Source organism: Actinoplanes sp. HUAS TT8 (assembly GCF_051380535.1).
In the GTDB taxonomy this organism is placed as follows: Bacteria; Actinomycetota; Actinomycetes; order Mycobacteriales; family Micromonosporaceae; genus Actinoplanes.
The window spans coordinates 5,385,164-5,401,475 of record NZ_CP195646.1; the positions used below are offsets into that span (position 1 = coordinate 5,385,164).

The 16,312-nt window shown below is 69.3% G+C and carries 9 protein-coding genes, 1 pseudogene and 2 CRISPR repeat arrays; all 10 genes and pseudogenes read left to right on the forward strand.

Going from position 1 to position 16,312, the window contains the following annotated elements; genetic code table 11:
- Positions 1-169 precede the first annotated feature (169 nt).
- Positions 170-2,254, forward strand: coding sequence for a UvrD-helicase domain-containing protein (locus tag ACSHV8_RS24080; protein WP_436536021.1), 2,085 nt, complete (start codon positions 170-172; stop codon positions 2,252-2,254).
- Positions 2,251-5,106 (forward strand): CRISPR-associated helicase Cas3', encoded by a 2,856-nt coding sequence (gene cas3, locus ACSHV8_RS24085; RefSeq protein ID WP_436536022.1) that lies wholly within the window; start codon positions 2,251-2,253, stop codon positions 5,104-5,106. The genes ACSHV8_RS24080 and cas3 overlap by 4 nt, the downstream gene beginning before the upstream one ends.
- Before the next feature lie 177 nt (positions 5,107-5,283).
- Entirely contained in the window at positions 5,284-6,915 is a 1,632-nt protein-coding gene (gene casA, locus ACSHV8_RS24090) for a type I-E CRISPR-associated protein Cse1/CasA (RefSeq protein ID WP_436536023.1), read from the forward strand.
- Positions 6,912-7,589 carry a type I-E CRISPR-associated protein Cse2/CasB gene (gene casB / locus ACSHV8_RS24095; protein ID WP_436536024.1) on the forward strand — a complete coding sequence of 226 codons (678 nt, stop codon included), beginning with the start codon at positions 6,912-6,914 and terminating at the stop codon, positions 7,587-7,589. The genes casA and casB overlap by 4 nt, the downstream gene beginning before the upstream one ends.
- Positions 7,586-8,710 carry a type I-E CRISPR-associated protein Cas7/Cse4/CasC gene (gene cas7e, locus ACSHV8_RS24100; RefSeq protein ID WP_436536025.1) on the forward strand — a complete coding sequence of 375 codons (1,125 nt, stop codon included), beginning with the start codon at positions 7,586-7,588 and terminating at the stop codon, positions 8,708-8,710. Before casB ends, cas7e begins: the two co-directional genes overlap by 4 nt.
- Positions 8,707-9,408 (forward strand): type I-E CRISPR-associated protein Cas5/CasD, encoded by a 702-nt coding sequence (gene cas5e / locus ACSHV8_RS24105; protein ID WP_436536026.1) that lies wholly within the window; start codon positions 8,707-8,709, stop codon positions 9,406-9,408. The genes cas7e and cas5e overlap by 4 nt, the downstream gene beginning before the upstream one ends.
- A gap of 2 nt (positions 9,409-9,410) precedes the next feature.
- Positions 9,411-10,094, forward strand: coding sequence for a type I-E CRISPR-associated protein Cas6/Cse3/CasE (gene cas6e / locus ACSHV8_RS24110; RefSeq protein WP_436536027.1), 684 nt, complete (start codon positions 9,411-9,413; stop codon positions 10,092-10,094).
- Entirely contained in the window at positions 10,091-11,044 is a 954-nt protein-coding gene (gene cas1e, locus ACSHV8_RS24115; RefSeq protein WP_436536028.1) for a type I-E CRISPR-associated endonuclease Cas1e, read from the forward strand. The genes cas6e and cas1e overlap by 4 nt, the downstream gene beginning before the upstream one ends.
- Entirely contained in the window at positions 11,044-11,400 is a 357-nt protein-coding gene (cas2e, locus tag ACSHV8_RS24120; protein ID WP_436536029.1) for a type I-E CRISPR-associated endoribonuclease Cas2e, read from the forward strand. The genes cas1e and cas2e overlap by 1 nt, the downstream gene beginning before the upstream one ends.
- A 72-nt stretch (positions 11,401-11,472) precedes the next feature.
- Positions 11,473-13,880: a CRISPR direct-repeat array (repeat unit 28 nt; unit sequence CTGTTCCCCGCGCACGCGGGGGTGGTCC).
- A 93-nt stretch (positions 13,881-13,973) separates the two neighbouring features.
- Positions 13,974-14,245: direct repeats of the CRISPR family, unit length 28 nt; unit sequence CTGTTCCCCGCGCACGCGGGGGTGGTCC.
- A gap of 401 nt (positions 14,246-14,646) precedes the next feature.
- Positions 14,647-15,851: pseudogene (locus tag ACSHV8_RS24125) on the forward strand (IS110 family transposase).
- Positions 15,852-16,312: the final 461 nt, after the last annotated feature.

A 16,312-nucleotide genomic window follows, 5' to 3' on the forward strand; every position in this document is an offset into this window, starting at 1 on the left:
TCAAAAGTTTGGAAACCCAGTTCACAAGTTGCGCGTTCGTGTCCACTGTGCAAGTGTGGTTCGCAGCTCGGGATGACAGCCTGCCGCATTGCTCGCGTCGCCCGCCCCTAGCCGTTTGGACGCCGGTCGCGGCGTATCGGCTGACTGCGCATATCGATCGGGAGGGCGTATGGCCGAGTTGGCCGTCGACAGAGGATTTCTGCCTGCCTTCGCCAAGCTGCAGCGGTCCGTGCAGCACGCGGTGCTCACCGCGATCGACAAGTTTTCCCAGCACACGCACGCCGGCCTGCATCTGGAGAAGCTTGCCGGAGCGCGCGACCCGCACATCCGCACCATCCGCATCGATCGGTTCTACCGCGGCGTGGTCCTGGCCCTCGGTGGTCAGCGGTACGCGCTGCTCAACGTGCTGCCCCACGATGACGCGAACACCTTCGCGGTAAGCCGTTTGTTCACTGTCAACCAGGTGCTCGGCGTCCTTGAGGTACGCGACCAGGCCGGCATCGAGGAGTTCACCCAGGCGAGCCAAGCCCCACCGGCCGCCGGGAGCCTGTTCGACCAGGTCTCGGCCGCGGATCTCAAACGCCTGGGGGTGGACAACGGCCTGATGCCGCTGCTGCGGCTGATCACGACCGACAAGCAGTTGGACAGCCTGAGCACGTTGCTGCCACAGAGCCAGTTCGACGTCCTGAGCGGCTTGGCCAGCGGAATGTCCGTACAGGAAGTCTGGGTCGAGATGGCCGAACGAATCGTCACCGAGGTCGACCCGGACGATCTGTTCACCGCAGCTCAGCGCACCCCCGAACGGATCGCCTTCGTGTCCGGCCCGGTGGAGCTGGAGGCCATCCTCGCGCACCCGTTCGACGTGTGGCGCACCTTCCTGCACCCCGCCCAGCGCGACGTCGCCTATCGCAAGGCCTACTCCGGGCCCGCTCTGATCACTGGCAGCGCCGGCACCGGAAAGACCGTCACCGGTCTGCACCGAGCGGTTTTCCTGGCCCAGCGGTTGCCCGACGACGGCTCGAAGGTGCTGCTGACCACCTACACCCGAGCTCTGGCCGACGCCCTGCGCAAACAGCTGCGACTGCTCACCACCGATGCCACGGTCCTGGGCCGGATCGACGTGATCGGCGTCGACAAACTCGCCCACCAGATCGTCACCCGTAGCGGCAAGACGTTCGACATCGCCACCGACGTGGACACCGACCCCCTCTGGGACGAAGCCGCCAGAAGAGGTCCTGATCAGGTGAGTCGCACCGCGGCGTTTCTCAAGCACGAGTGGGAACAGGTGATCCTGGCCCAGCAGTTGAGCACCGCGGACGCCTACCGCGAGGCTGCGCGGAAGGGCCGGGGTACCGGGCTGCGCGGGGCCCAACGCGATCAGGTCTGGGCCGCGATCGCCGAGGTGGTCACCAAACTGGCCAAGCAGCGCAAGCAGACCCACACCCAGCTGGCCGACGAGGCGGCGGCCATCGCCGGGCGTACGCCAAGCGGCTATCGACACGTCATCGTGGACGAGGGACAGGATCTGCACCCGGCGCAGTGGCGCCTGTTGCGCGCGCTGGTACCCGTCGGCGACAACGACATGTTCCTGCTCGCCGACCCCTACCAGCGCATCTACGACAGCCAGGTCTCGCTGGCCCAGCTCGGCATCGCGGTACGTGGCCGGACCCGCCGGCTGACCGTCAACTACCGCACCACCCACGAGATCCTCGGCCTGTCGGTGAAGGTTCTCGACGCCGACGCCGTACTCGGCCTGGACGGCGCCCCGGACACGCTGGCCGGCTACCGGTCCGTCACCCGGGGCGAGACGCCGCAGGTGAGCAACCATCCCACCCGCGACGACGAGTTCGAGGCGCTGATCGAGCGGGTCGGTACCTGGCTGGATCAGGGCGTCGAGCCGCACGCGATCGGCGTGGCCGCCCGTACCGGAAAGCTCGTCAAGGCCATCACCGCCACCCTGGCCGGCGCCTACATCCCGGTCGCCGACGACAAGCAGGGCGCCGACGGCGTACGGGTAGCCACGATGCACGGCATGAAGGGGCTGGAGTTCCGGTGCCTCGCCGTGGTCGGCCTCGACCTCGGGGTGTTGCCCGCGCCCAACGCGGTGACCCCGGCGGCCGACGATCCGCACGCCAACCGGCAAGACCTGCAACGTGAACGCTGCCTGCTGTTCGTCGCCCTGACCCGGGCCCGTGACGTGCTCTACCTGTCGCACAGCGGCCGGCCCAGCGAACTGTTGCCGGCGCTGTCATGACCATCGTCGGACATCACGGCGTGGACCTGAGCGACGCGGCCCGATCGGTTTGGGGAAAGACCGATCGGACGGGTCTGTCCACGGTCGGCTGGCTGCCGCTGTGGCGGCACCTGGCCGATGCCGCCGACGTCGCCGGCCGGCTGTGGGATCACTGGCTGAGCCCGGCCGTGCGCCGCCGGATCGCCGACCAACTGCCCGGCGGCGACGCTTCCGGCCGTACGCTCGCGGTTTGGCTCGCCGGAGTGCACGACATCGGCAAGGCCACGCCCGCCTTCGCCGTCCAGGCAACTTTCCGTCGTGAGAGCACCGACCTGGTGCGGCGGATGCGCGACCGCGGGCTCGACTTCGACCACGAGTCGATCTGTGCCGGCCGCCGGGAGGCTCGCCACGACGCCGCCGGGCACATCGTGCTCGCCGAATGGCTGAGCGAGCGGAATTGGACCGACCCGGACACCTACGCCGTCGTGGTCGGTGGCCACCATGGCCTACCACCCACCCATGAGACGCTCCGCGGCATTTCGTCACGCCAACACCTGCTCGGCGATGAGGCGTGGCGGCAGGTGCAACGCGAGATGCTGAGCTGGATGACCGACCGGGCCGGCGCCGGCGATCACCTCGACGACTGGGCCGGTGCACCGCTGTCGCAGCCGGTTCAGGCCGCCCTCACCGGGTTGGTCATCGTCGCCGACTGGATCTCCAGCAACGAGAAATTCTTCCCGTACGTTCTCGACGCCGCCGACGAGGATCGGCTCCGCGCCGGCTGGGCTGAGGTCGACCTGCCCAGCCCATGGCTGCCGACGCAGCCGCCGAGTGACGTCTCCGAACTGTTCGCTACCCGCTTCGCTCTGCCCGCCGGTGCGAGGCCACGCCCGGTGCAGCAGGTCGCCACCGACTTGGCCACCGTCATGCCCGCACCAGGCCTGATGATCATCGAGGCGGCGATGGGCGAGGGAAAGACCGAGGCCGCGCTGGCCGCGGTCGAGATCCTCGCCCGCCGCACCGGGGCTTCCGGCTGCTACCTCGCGCTGCCCACCCGGGCCACCAGCGACGCCATGTTCAGCCGGATGCTGTCCTGGCTACGCCGGCTGCCTGATGCCCAGATCGGGCGGGGCCACCGTGACGTGCGGCTCGCCCACGGCAAAGCGGCGTTCAACGCCGAGTACAACAGCCTGCGCAACACTTCCCTGCCGAGCGCCATCGCCGAGGACGCCGGCGGCACCAGCATCGGCGTACACGCCTGGCTGACCGGATCCAAGCGCAGCCTGCTCTCCAGCTTCGTCGTCGGCACCATCGACCAGCTGCTGTTCGCCGCGCTGCGCAGCAAACACCTGGTCCTGCGCCACCTCGGCCTGGCCGGGAAAGTCGTCGTCATCGACGAGGCCCACGCCTACGACGTCTACATGGGCCGCTTCCTGGACCGTGCGCTGGAATGGCTGGCCGCCTACGGCGTACCGGTCGTCGTGCTCTCCGCGACCCTGCCCGCACACCGCCGGGCCGAGTTGCTGGCGGCCTACGACAACGGCCGGCTCGGCCCGCCTCCCCCGCTCACCTGGCGAGACCGGGGCAAACCCAAAATTGATCCGTACGCGGTGGTGCGCTCCGACCTGCGTTATCCGCTGATCACCACCTCGGCCGAAGGACGCGCTGCCACTGCCGTCAGCTGCGCCGACTCCGGTCGGGGCCTGGAAGTACGGCTGTGCCGTCTCGACGATGATCCCGCCGCACTGGCCGGCCTTCTCCGCGAACAGTTGCGCGACGGCGGTTGCGCTCTGGTCATCCGCAACACCGTCGCCCGCGTCCAGCAGACCGCCGCCGATCTGCGGGCGGCGTTCGGCCCGGACACGCCCGTCGCGGTGGCCCACTCCCGGTTCATGGCGGTGGATCGGGCCACCAAGGACCGCTGGCTCGCCGAGACGTTCGGACCGCCAGGCGGCGCCGGCCGGCCGCATCGGCAGATCGTGGTCGCCAGTCAGGTCGCCGAACAGTCCCTGGACATCGACTTCGACCTGCTGATCACCGATCTCGCACCGGTCGACCTGGTGCTGCAACGTATCGGCCGCCTGCACCGGCACTCCCGCGACGCCCGTCCGGCCGCGCTGGCCGAGCCGACCTGCTGGATCACCGGAGCCGACTGGGGCGTCGAGCCGCCCACCCCGGTCGCCGGATCACGGCGGGTCTACCAGCCTGCTGCCCTGCTCCGCAGCGCCGCCGTGCTTCTGCCCCATCTGGACGGCGCACCACTGCGGCTGCCGGCCGACATCGCCACGCTCACCCAGGCCGCGTACGGGGAGGCGGAAGTGGGGCCGCAGGCGTGGCAGCCGGTGCTGGCCGAGGCGGAGGTGAAGCAGCGCGAGACCTTCGCCGCCAAGGAACTCAAAGCCGACAATTTCCGTCTCGCCGCAGTGGGCGAGCGCGGCACCCCGTTGATCGGCTGGCTCTCCGGCGGCGTCGGGGACGCGGACGACCAGACCGCCCGAGGCCACGTCCGCGACACCGACGGCGAAACGCTGGAAGTGCTGTTACTGGTCCGTACCGAAGAAGGACTGGTCATCCCGCCGTGGATCGACGGCGGCGGGATACTCGTGCCCACCGCCGACACCCCCAAATGGTGGTTGGCGCGGCAAATCGCCCGCTGCACCCTGCCGCTTCCTCGCTCGATGACGGCCCCCGATGTCATAGACGACACCATCGCCGCGCTGGAGCGCCGAGTCGACGTCACCGCCTGGCAGGACAGCCCGTGGCTGGCCGGCGAACTGGTACTGGACATCGACGGAAACGGTCTCGCGCGGGTCGGCTCCTTCGAACTGCAATACGACCTTCATGAGGGCCTCCGGGCCATGCGAAGTGATTGAGAACCCCCGCATCCGCGGGGAACCTGACTGCATCCAGCGTTTCTATGGATCACCCCTCGCGAGAGGGAAGCAGCAGTCAAAAGCGATGCACAAGCGCCTGTGCATACAGCGGTTCTAGTTACTGGATTGTCACAGTAGATAGAGGTAGCAGCTTTGGCAACTGTGGGTAACCCTCAAGTGTTCACCCTGATCGACGAAGCATGGATCCCCGTATTGGATGTGGCGGGGCAGCGCCGGGAGGTGTCGCTGCGCGGGCTCTTCGAGCAGGCCGGCGAGATCCGCATGATCGCCTGCGAACTACCCACCCAGACGTTCGCGATCCTGCGGCTGGCCCTGGCGGTCCTGCACCGCAGCACCGGCGGCCCCTTTGGCGAGGCGTCCTGGCATGCGCTGTGGCGAGATCCCGGTCTGCCGATGACCGATCTGAACGACTACCTCGGGGAGTTCAGTGACCGGTTCGACTTGTTCCACCCGCGGCACCCGTTCTATCAGGTCGCTGATCTACAGGCCGAGAAGGAGAACACGTACGGGCTGGAACGGCTCATCGCCGACGTGCCCAACGGCATGCCGTACCTGACCACCCGAGCCGGCAGCGGCATGGAGTCGATCTCCCCGGCCGAGGCGGCCCAATGGCTGGTGCATTGCCAGGCCTTCGACCCGGCAGGTATCAAGACCGGCGCCATCGGCGATCCCCGGGTGAAGAAGGGCAAGGGCTACTCGATCGGTGTCGGCACGCTCGGCAACCTCGGCGGTGTCTACCTCGATGGCGCCACGCTGCGGGAGACCCTGCTGCTCAACCTGGTGCCGGCCGCCCCGAACTGGCAGCGGGCCGACGATCGGGACCTGCCGGTGTGGGAACGCGAACCGCAGACCGCCGCCGAGGAATCCGACACGACCCGTGGCCCGTACGGCCTGCTCAGTCTCTATACCTGGCAAGCGCGACGGATCAGATTGTTCGGTGATGCGGATCGCGTCACCGGCGCGATGATCGCCATCGGTGACCGGCTCGAATGGCAGGACCGCCAGCTGCTGGAGCCGATGAGTGTCTGGGGCCGCAGCGCCCCACGCGAACGCGAGCAGAAGAGGGTTCCGATCTATCTGCCCCGGCCGCACGACCACACCCGAGCGCTGTGGCGGGGACTGCAGACCCTGCTGCCCCCGCCGGTCCCGTCGACCGGCGAACCTTCGCAGCGTCTGTCGGCGATGGTGTTGCAGTGGCTGGCCCGCCTGAGCCGTAACGGTGTGGTCGGCCAGGACTTCCAGGTTCGGCCCCGGGCGGTCAGTGTCGCCTACGGCACCCAGCAGGCGGTCATCGACGAGGTCTTCTCCGACTCGCTGACCATGAATGTGCTGCTGCTGGTCGAGGACTCACCGCTGCGGATCACCGCCATCGACGCCACCGCCGACGCCGAGGCCGCCGTCCTGGCACTGCGGCGGCTCGCCACGAACCTGGTCCGGGCGGCCGGTGGCTCCGACGACAGCGGCGCCGCCGACCGGGCAGCCGAGCAGGCGTACGCCGTACTGGATCGGGCTTTTCGTGAATGGCTGGCCCGGCTGGGGCCGGGCAGCGAACCGGCAGCCGAGCGCACCGATTGGCAGATCCGCGTGCGGCGGGCGGTGTCGCGGATCGGCCGTGAGCTCGTCGAAGCGGCCGGCCCGGTGGCCTGGGTCGGCCGGGCCAAGACCGACCGCAACGGCCGCGAGGTCCATTACTCCAGTTTCCAGGCCGAGGCGTGGTTCCGGCGCGACCTCGCCAAGGCTCTGACCATGACCACCAACTCGGACGACAACCAGGAGGTACGAGCGTGACGACGACCGACGCCCCGCCGCCGGACGCACCGGCGCGCAAGGTCAGGGGAAGGGAGCGACGCACCGCGCTCGGTGACCATGTCGCCCAGACCGTGGGCAGCCTGCAAGTCCAACTGCTCCGGGATTCGCCGGTGCCGGAGGCGGTCGGTGCGCTGGCCCGGCTGCGCCGGGTGGTCGGCCGCGATCCCGGCTCCGACTACACCCTCGAGAAGTACTTGTATGTTCCGGACGCGCTGCTCGACACCCGGCAGAGCGAACTGGCCACCGACCAGGAACACGCTGTCCACGACGCGGTGAGCCTGTACGCACTGCACCAGCAGTCACGCCGGGAGCGGATGCACGTCAACGGCCGGGGGCTCGGCCGGGCGGTGGCCGACCTCATTCAGGCCTCGGGTGGGCCGGACGGCGTGCGCCGCCGCTTCGCCGCGCTCGGCACCGCCAGCACGTACTCCGAAAGCATTTACCACCTGCGCGGCCTGATCACGATGTTGCGCGGCCACCAGATCCCTCTCGACTACGGCCTGCTCGCCGAGGATCTGCGTACCCTGCGCCGCCCCGGCGGCCGGCAGCAGGTGCAGGCGACCTGGGGACGCGAATCCTTCCGCAACCGCGTGCAAACCACGACCGAATCCGACAGTTCCACCGCTGACCTCGCCGAGGAGACCCCGTCATGAACCGCGCCATCATTGATGTGTACGCCCTGCACACCGTCCCCCCGAGCAACCTCAACCGCGACGACACCGGCTCACCGAAGACCGCCGTCTACGGTGGGGTACGCCGCGCCCGCGTCTCCAGCCAGGCCTGGAAACGCGCTGTCCGGCTGGCTTTCAGGGATCTGCTCGACCACTCCCAGCTCGGCGAGCGGACCAAGCGGGTCGGCGAGTCCCTCGCGGAACGCATCAAAGCCCTGGACCCGGGCCTGTCCGACGAGACCGCCTCGGCCATGGCCGCCGAGGTGTTCGTCGCTTCCGGCCTCGCCAAGGCGGACAAGAAGAAGACCGAAGCAAAGAACGTCGAGTCCGGCTATCTGCTGTTCCTCAGCCACCGGCAGCTGGACAACCTCGCGGCCGCGGCACTGGAGGCCGCCCGCACCGGCACACCGCTGGACAAGAACCGGTTCAAGGCGTTGGCGAACAGCGACCACTCGGTGGACATCGCCATGTTCGGCCGGATGGTCGCCGACATGACCGACATCAACGTCGACGCGGCCTGCCAGTTCGCCCACGCCATCAGCGTGCACGCGGTCGACAACGAATTCGACTACTTCACTGCCGTCGACGACCGCAAACACGACGTGGCCGAGACCGGTGCCGGCATGATCGGCACCATCGAGTTCAATTCCTCGACCCTCTACCGGTACGCCACCGTCGACGTGAACGCCCTGCACGAGACGCTGGGCTCGGCGTCGGCCACCCGCGCAGCGGTCGCCGCGTTCGTGACCGCGTTCGCCCGCAGCATGCCGACCGGCAAGCAGAACACCTTCGCCCACCGGACCCTGCCGGACGCGATCCTCGTACGGATCCGCGACACGCAGCCGATCAACCTGGTCGGCGCGTTCGAGACGCCCATCCAGGAGACCAACGAGTCCGGCCGGATCAAGCTGGCCTCGGCCGCGCTGGCCGAGCACACGGTGGCCGTCGAGAGCGCGTACGGCGACCAGCCGGTGGCCAGCTGGGTCACCCGAGTCGGTGAGCAGACCGCGGTGCTGGCCGACCTGGGCAAGGCAGTCACTCTGGACGAGCTGGTCAATGAGGTCGCCGAGCACGTCGACCAGGCGCTGGGGCAGCCCGCATGACCGTCCTGCTCCTGCGGCTCGCCGGCCCGATGCAGTCCTGGGGCTCCTCCAGCCGGTTCGCCCGGCGCGGCACCGAGATCGCGCCGACCAAAAGCGGTGTCATCGGCATGCTCGCCGCCGCCAAGGGAATCCGCCGCACCGAGCCGATCACCGAGCTGCTCGGTCTGGAATTCGGCGTCCGGCTCGACCAGCCGGGCCAGATCCTGCGCGACTTCCAGACCGCCCGGTCACTCGACGGGCGGGCCAGCGCCCCGCTGACCTACCGTTTCTACCTGTCCGACGCGGTCTTCCTGGCTGCGGTCGACGGCGATGCCGACCTGATCCGCAACCTGGGTGAGGCGCTGCGGCGACCCCGATACCCACTGTTCCTCGGGCGACGGTCCTGCCCACCGGCCGGTCCGGTCAGCCTCGGCGTCCACGACACCGACCTCGACGACGCACTCGACTCGTGGCCGTGGCAGGCCACGGAACGCCACCGCCGCCGAGCTGCCCGCACGGTCCGGCTGGAGATTCTCCGCGACGCCCGCCCCGGCGAGCCGAGCACGGAGACCATGCCCGACGAGCCGGTCAGTTTCGACCCCGCACATCGCCAGCACACCTGGCGATCGGTGCTGCGCCGACACGTGGACGTCACCAACGACCTCGCAGTGCAAACCGGCGTGACCGACCACGACCCGTTGAGTCTGCTGGGAGGCTGAGCATGTTCCTCACCCGTTTCGCGATCAATCCGGCCCGCCGCGGAGCACGCAAACTGCTCTCGTCGCCGCAGGCCATGCACGCCGCAGTCCGGGCCGGATTCGCCGATCCGGCGGACTATGAACGGCCCGGCAGCCGTACGCTCTGGCGCCTCGACACTCCTGCGCCCGCGACGGTGCACCTCTACCTGGTCAGCCCCGGCCGGCCGGATCTCACCCACCTGGTCGAGCAGGCCGGCTGGCCGACGACGGCGACCTGGGACACCCGCGACTACGACCCGCTGCTCACCACGCTGCGGCCCGGCCAGCGCTGGGCCTTCCGGCTCACCGCCAACCCCGTGCACAGCGGACGCAAGACCCCGGAGTCGAAGGAGACCCAACGTTTCGGCTACCTCCGGGTCGAGGAACAGGAGCAGTGGCTGCTCAAACGCGCCGCCCGCTGCGGGTTCACCGTGGCGACACAGCAGGACGGCCGCCCGAACCTGCGCCTGCACCATCGGCAGACGCAGAGCTTCAAGCACGGGTTGAAGCCGGTCACGCTGACCACCGTGACATACGACGGCGTCCTGGACGTCGTCGACGGCGAAGCGTTCCGCACGGCCTTGATCAGCGGTATCGGGCACGCCAAGGCGTACGGCTGCGGCCTTCTCACCCTCGCCCCGGCGGACGGAGCAGCCACCGGGAGATGAGTTCCTTCGGGATGCCACCCGCCGACATCGCCGACCTGAGCCGGGCCGAGGATCGCATCAGCTTCCTCTACCTCGAACGCAGCATCGTCCATCGAGACAGCAACGCGATCACCGCGACCGACGACCGCGGCGTGGTGCACATCCCCGCCGCCTCGATCGGTGTTCTGCTCCTCGGACCCGGCACCAGCGTCACTCATCAAGCGGTCGCCCTGCTCGCCGATCACGGCGCCACCATCGTCTGGGTTGGTGAGCGGGGCGTGCGCTACTACGCCCACGGCCGTTCCCTGGCTTCCTCCAGCCGACTGCTGATCGCCCAAGCCGCCGCAGTCAGCCACCGTGACCGGCGGCTGGCAGTGGCCCGCACCATGTATTCGATGCGCTTCCCCGGCGAAGACACGACCGGCCTGTCGATGCAGCAATTACGTGGCAAAGAAGGCGCCCGGGTCCGGCGGATATACCGCGAACATTCCAAGCGCACCGGTGTGGCCTGGAACCACCGCGAATATGACAAGGCGGACTTCGCCGGCGGCGATCCGATCAACCAGGCGCTGTCGGCCGCCCACGCCTGCCTGTACGGGATCGTGCATGCGGTCATCGTGGCGCTCGGGGCATCACCGGGCCTCGGATTCGTCCACACCGGCCACGAGCGGGCATTCGTGTACGACATCTCCGACCTCTACAAGGCAGAGATCACTATCCCCATCGCCTTCGACGTGGTTGCCGAGGGCTCAACCGACATCAGCGCGGACACGCGCCGTCGAGTACGTAATCGCGTCCACGACGGCGCCCTCCTGGAACGATGCGTCAGAGACATCCGCATGCTGCTCCTCCGACCCGAAAACGGTGCCGGAATCGAGGAGGAAGAGGATACCGTCCGGCTCTGGGACGACGGTGGTTTCGACGTCGCCGCCGGCCGCAACTACGAAGGCATCGGCGACGTGGACTTCTGATGACCGTCATCATTCTCACCGCCTGCCCGCCAGGACTGCGTGGGCACCTCACCCAATGGTTGCTGGAGATCTCCGCTGGCGTATACGTGGGCCACATCAGCACGCGAGTCCGGGACCGTCTCTGGGCACGGGTCATCGACATGGCCGGACCGGGTCGGGCGCTTCTGGTGTACCAGAAGCGCGGCGAGCAGAAACTCTCCTTCGCAGTCCACGACCACCATTGGGAGCCGGTCGACATGGACGGTGTGACACTGATCCGCCGTCCCGCAGGCCCAATATTCAATCCCGCAAATCCGACCGGCTGGAGCAAGGCCGCCAAACGGCGAAGGTTCGGTCGCCGCGGCAGACCATCCTAGGTCGGTCGGCTACGGCAGTTCTTAGTGAATAAAAACCATACTCTTGATCTTCAACGCCGCAGGTCAAATAGTCTGTTCCCCGCGCACGCGGGGGTGGTCCCACCTCGACCGATCCGGACCTGGTCGACCGGGTCTGTTCCCCGCGCACGCGGGGGTGGTCCCCCTCTCAAGATCGGGATTCGCACTCCCGTTCCTGTTCCCCGCGCACGCGGGGGTGGTCCACTCGCCGAGCGAACTGCCGTCCTGCCACGCCTCCTGTTCCCCGCGCACGCGGGGGTGGTCCCGTGTGCTTGGGCATGGGGTCGGCTGGGGCAACCTGTTCCCCGCGCACGCGGGGGTGGTCCCATGCTGTGGAACTACCGCTGGCGGAGGGGGATCTGTTCCCCGCGCACGCGGGGGTGGTCCTGAGCAGGGTCCGGGGCAGGCGCGGCCTGTAGGCTGTTCCCCGCGCACGCGGGGGTGGTCCCTGCGCGTCGACACCCTCGGTGGCGTGCTGATACTGTTCCCCGCGCACGCGGGGGTGGTCCCGACCACGCCATCCGGCTCCGCGCCGGCGGGCTCTGTTCCCCGCGCACGCGGGGGTGGTCCGGTCCCGACCCCCGGCGCACAGATCTCCACCATCTGTTCCCCGCGCACGCGGGGGTGGTCCGAGAGTGTGACCAAGGATGTTTGACGCTCCCCCTGTTCCCCGCGCACGCGGGGGTGGTCCCGACGGGCGGTTCGTGAAACCCTCCGGGGGAAGCTGTTCCCCGCGCACGCGGGGGTGGTCCCACCCAGTACCGGATCTTCAAGCGGGCCCTTAACTGTTCCCCGCGCACGCGGGGTGGTCCCAGGCCGTCACCGGGCGCGCTCCATCTCCACCGCTGTTCCCCGCGCACGCGGGGGTGGTCCCGGTAAAGCTGGCCCGTTCATCGGAGTGGCTGCCTGTCCCCCGCGCACGCGGGGGTGATCCGTTGATGGCCGAGTATTTTAAGCGTTACGGGACCTGTTCCCCGCGCACGCGGGGGTGGTCCGTGGCCGGCGCTGGTCGCGGATGCGTCGCGGCAGCTGTTCCCCGCGCACGCGGGGGTGGTCCGAACGTCTTTCCCTTGCGGGGCATCGCGCCGACCTGTTCCCCGCGCACGCGGGGGTGGTCCGGTCGTCACCCCCGGTCACCCGGGCCGGATGCTCTGTTCCCCGCGCACGCGGGGGTGGTCCGAAGTGGCCCTTGCCGGGCACCTCCAGGAAGACCTGTTCCCCGCGCACGCGGGGGTGGTGCCTGCGGATGGTATCGGTTCCTGGACGAGAAAAACTGTTCCCCGCGCACGCGGGGGTGGTCCATACGACCTGGACAGGCTAGGTCGCTTGAAGAACTGTTCCCCGCGCACGCGGGGGTGGTCCCACGGTCTGCTGCGCGAACCGGAACGCGGGGTTCTGTTCCCCGCGCACGCGGGGGTGGTCCCGCGATCAGCCCGCACCGTGACAAGGGCGCCGACCTGTTCCCCGCGCACGCGGGGGTGGTCCCACGGTCTGCTGCGCGAACCGGAACGCGGGGTTCTGTTCCCCGCGCACGCGGGGGTGGTCCCGCGATCAGCCCGCACCGTGACAAAGGCGCCGACCTGTTCCCCGCGCACGCGGGGGTGGTCCGTACTTGGAGCAACCCATGAACGACTCGGAGGTCTGTTCCCCGCGCACGCGGGGGTAGTCCGCAGCCCGGCATGTGCTACCTGAGCGCGCCCGGCTGTTCCCCGCGCACGCGGGGGTGGTTCGGGCGACGAAGTGTCCTCCACGTTCAACCTGGCCTGTTCCCCGCGCACGCGGGGGTGGTCCGGCCTCGCGCTGCTCTCGGAAGGTGGCGGCTGGCTGTTCCCCGCGCACGCGGGGGTGGTCCGTAGGAGATGAAGGCGGTGGCGGCCTCCGGCAGCTGTTCCCCGCGCACGCGGGGGTGGTCCCTCTGGAAGATCGGCCAAGACGCCATCCGAGGCCTGTTCCCCGCGCACGCGAGGGTGGTCCCTCGGCCGGGCCGAGCTGGGGGCGGCGGACGAGCTGTTCCCCACACACGCGGGGGCGGTCCGACCCTCCCGGCGCTTACCACGGGGACGCCCGGCTGTTCCCCGCGCACGCGGGGGTGGTCCGGACTCGCCGACTACGAGCGGGGGCACGGAGTCGCTGTTCCCCGCGCACGCGGGGGTGATCCCCGGCCGCGCTGGTAGAGCTGCGGCGCGTCCTGCTGTTCCCCGCGCACGCGGGGGTGGTCCGGCACCACCCGCCCGCTCACGACCGCCGAGGTCTGTTCCCCGCGCACGCGGGGGTGGTCCGTCATCGTGCCGAACTCCTCAGGTCGGTCAGGGCTGTTCCCCGCGCACGTGGGGGTGGTCCGGCCTGCGTGGCGGCAGGGCCGCCCGCTGCGAACTGTTCCCCGCGCACACGGGGGTGGTCCGCGCGGCGCGGTCTGGTACGAGGCCGAGGTGCCTGTTCCCCGCGCACGCGGGGGTGGTCCGCTGCCGACCACCAGGATGCCTGGTGTAGCAGTACTGTTCCCCCGCACGCGGGGGTGGTCCCAGTTTGTCCTGGACGTCGAGCCGCAGCGATTCCTGTTCCCCGCGCACGCGGGGGTGGTCCCACGATGCCGTTGGTGCAGGCCTCGACGCACAGCTGTTCCCCGCGCACGCGGGGGTGGTCCCGCGTAGGTCTCACCGTCCGGTGCCTCGATCAGCCTGCTCCCCGCGCACGCGGGGGTGGTCCTTGGACACGCTGAACGGCAACATCGGAAACCCCTGTTCCCCGCGCACGCGGGGGTGGTCCGACGCCGAGTCGGCGCTGTCGCGGGTGATGGGGCTGTTCCCCGCGCACGTGGGGGTGGTCCGCAGACAGCCGTCGACCGGGTTCTCGAGGACCTCTGTTCCCCGCGCGGGGGGGGTGGTCCGGGGACAACGTTTACGTTCGACGGTCAGTCCGTCTGTTCCCCGCGCGCGGGGGTGATCCGTACCCGAGCACCGCCGCAACGTCGCTCTACGCTGTTCCCCCCCCCGTTACCTTTTTGATCGTCCCCGATGGGGACAGCTCGGTCGCTCGGTCCGGTATGACTTACTGCCCCTGTCGAACGCATGATCCGGGGGGTGTTGTCGCCGGGCCGGGTGGCGTCGGCGGACCGCTGATAGGGACCCGGCCACCCCTGATGGGTAGGTCTCTCCGTAACGTGGCTGCCGGCAGTCCGACGCTCTGACCAGCGACCGAGCCCATGATGGACATCGTGGGAGACGAGACGTGACCAACGAGTACGGCGTTTTTCTGGGCTTGGACGTCGGCAAGACCGACCATCACGCGGTCGCACTGGATCCGGCGGGTAAGCGACTGCACGACGCGGCACTGCCGAACACCGAGGCCGGGCTGCGCAAACTGTTCGACAAACTCGCCCGGCACGGCCGGATCCTGGCGGTGGTCGACCAGCCCGCGTCGATCGGGGCCCTGCCCGTCGCGGTCGCCCGAGCATGCGGGCACCAGATCGCCTACCTGCCCGGACTAGTCATGCGCCGGCTCGCTGACCTGCACCCGGGCACCGCGAAGACCGACGCCCGCGACGCCTACGTGATCGCCGACGCCGCCCGCACGCTGCCGCACACGCTGCGCCGGGTCGACGCCGGCGACGACACCCTCGCCGAGCTGGAGATGCTGGTCGGCTACGACGATGACCTCGCCGGTGAGGTCACCCGCATCAGCAACCGGATCCGCGGGCTGCTCACCCAGATCCACCCGCCGCTGGAGCGGGTCCTGGGCCCGAAAGTTCAGCATGCCGCCGTTCTGGAAGTGCTGTCGCGGTGCGGCGGTCCGGCTGGGCTGCGCAAGGCCGGCCGGTCGAAACTCGCCGAGATCGTCAAACCGCGCGCACCCCGCATGGGCGTCCGCCTCGTCGAGCAGATCTTCACCGCCCTCGACGCCCAGACCGTGGTCGTTCCCGGAACCACTGCCGCCGAGACGATCCTGCCCCGGTTGGCGGACAGCCTTCGTGACCTGCTGCGACAGCGTGACCAGGTTGCCGAGCAGGTCGAGGGGATGCTCGATGCACACCCTCTTTCGGAGGTCCTGATCTCGATGCCCGGCGTCGGGGTCAGGACCGCAGCCCGGATTCTGCTCGAAGTCGGTGACGTCGCCTCGTTCCGACCTCCGGTCACCTCGCGGCCTACGCCGGACTGGCGCCGGTGACCCGCCGCTCGGGCACCAGCATCCGCGGCGAGCACCCACCCAAAGGCGGCAACAAGCAGCTCAAACGCGCGTTCTTCCTATCCGCGTTCGCGGCCCTGTCCGACCCGGCGAGCCGCACCTACTACGACCGCAAGAGAGCCGAGGGCAAGAAACACGACGCCGCCCTCATCTGCCTCGCCCGCCGCCGCGTCGACGTCCTACACGCCATGCTCCGCACTCGCACCCCCTACCAGCCGAAACCGGTAGAAAAACTCGCCCTGGCCGCTTGACAGAACCCATAGGGACACCCCCCGCACGCGGGGTTGGTCCGCAGCCGCCCGCGGCCGAGGACGGGGGCCCGAACTTTTCCCCGCGCACGCGAGGGCGGTCCGTGATTGCGACAAATCGGATAAAGAGTCCGATGAACTATTCCCCGCGCACGCGGTATAGTCCCAGGTAGATGCAGTAGCGGTCTCGCCGCGCGGCTGTTCCCCGCGCACGCAGGGGTGGTCACGACGCTTCGTCCACCGCGACCGTCCCGAAGTCCTGTTCCGCGCGCACGCGGGGGTGGTCCGGACAAGTCGTTCATCCCGGTTGGGGGCAGCTACACCCTGTCGCCGGTCTGCTCCCCGCGCACGCGGGGGTGGTCCCGAGACGCCGAACGAGAACAGGTCGTAAATGGTCTGCTCCCCGCGCACGCGGGGGTGGTCCGATGGTTCGGAAGCCGTACGGGTGCCGGAATAACTGCTCC

What these genes read in the sequence shown, in the direction of transcription:
- ACSHV8_RS24080 (WP_436536021.1), top strand. Translation starts at nt 170, where the DNA reads ATGGCCGAGTTGGCCGTCGACAGAGGATTTCTGCCTGCCTTCGCCAAG.
- cas3 (WP_436536022.1), top strand. Translation starts at nt 2,251, where the DNA reads ATGACCATCGTCGGACATCACGGCGTGGACCTGAGCGACGCGGCCCGA.
- cas7e (WP_436536025.1), top strand. Translation starts at nt 7,586, where the DNA reads ATGAACCGCGCCATCATTGATGTGTACGCCCTGCACACCGTCCCCCCG.
- cas5e (WP_436536026.1), top strand. Translation starts at nt 8,707, where the DNA reads ATGACCGTCCTGCTCCTGCGGCTCGCCGGCCCGATGCAGTCCTGGGGC.
- cas6e (WP_436536027.1), top strand. Translation starts at nt 9,411, where the DNA reads ATGTTCCTCACCCGTTTCGCGATCAATCCGGCCCGCCGCGGAGCACGC.
- cas1e (WP_436536028.1), top strand. Translation starts at nt 10,091, where the DNA reads ATGAGTTCCTTCGGGATGCCACCCGCCGACATCGCCGACCTGAGCCGG.
- cas2e (WP_436536029.1), top strand. Translation starts at nt 11,044, where the DNA reads ATGACCGTCATCATTCTCACCGCCTGCCCGCCAGGACTGCGTGGGCAC.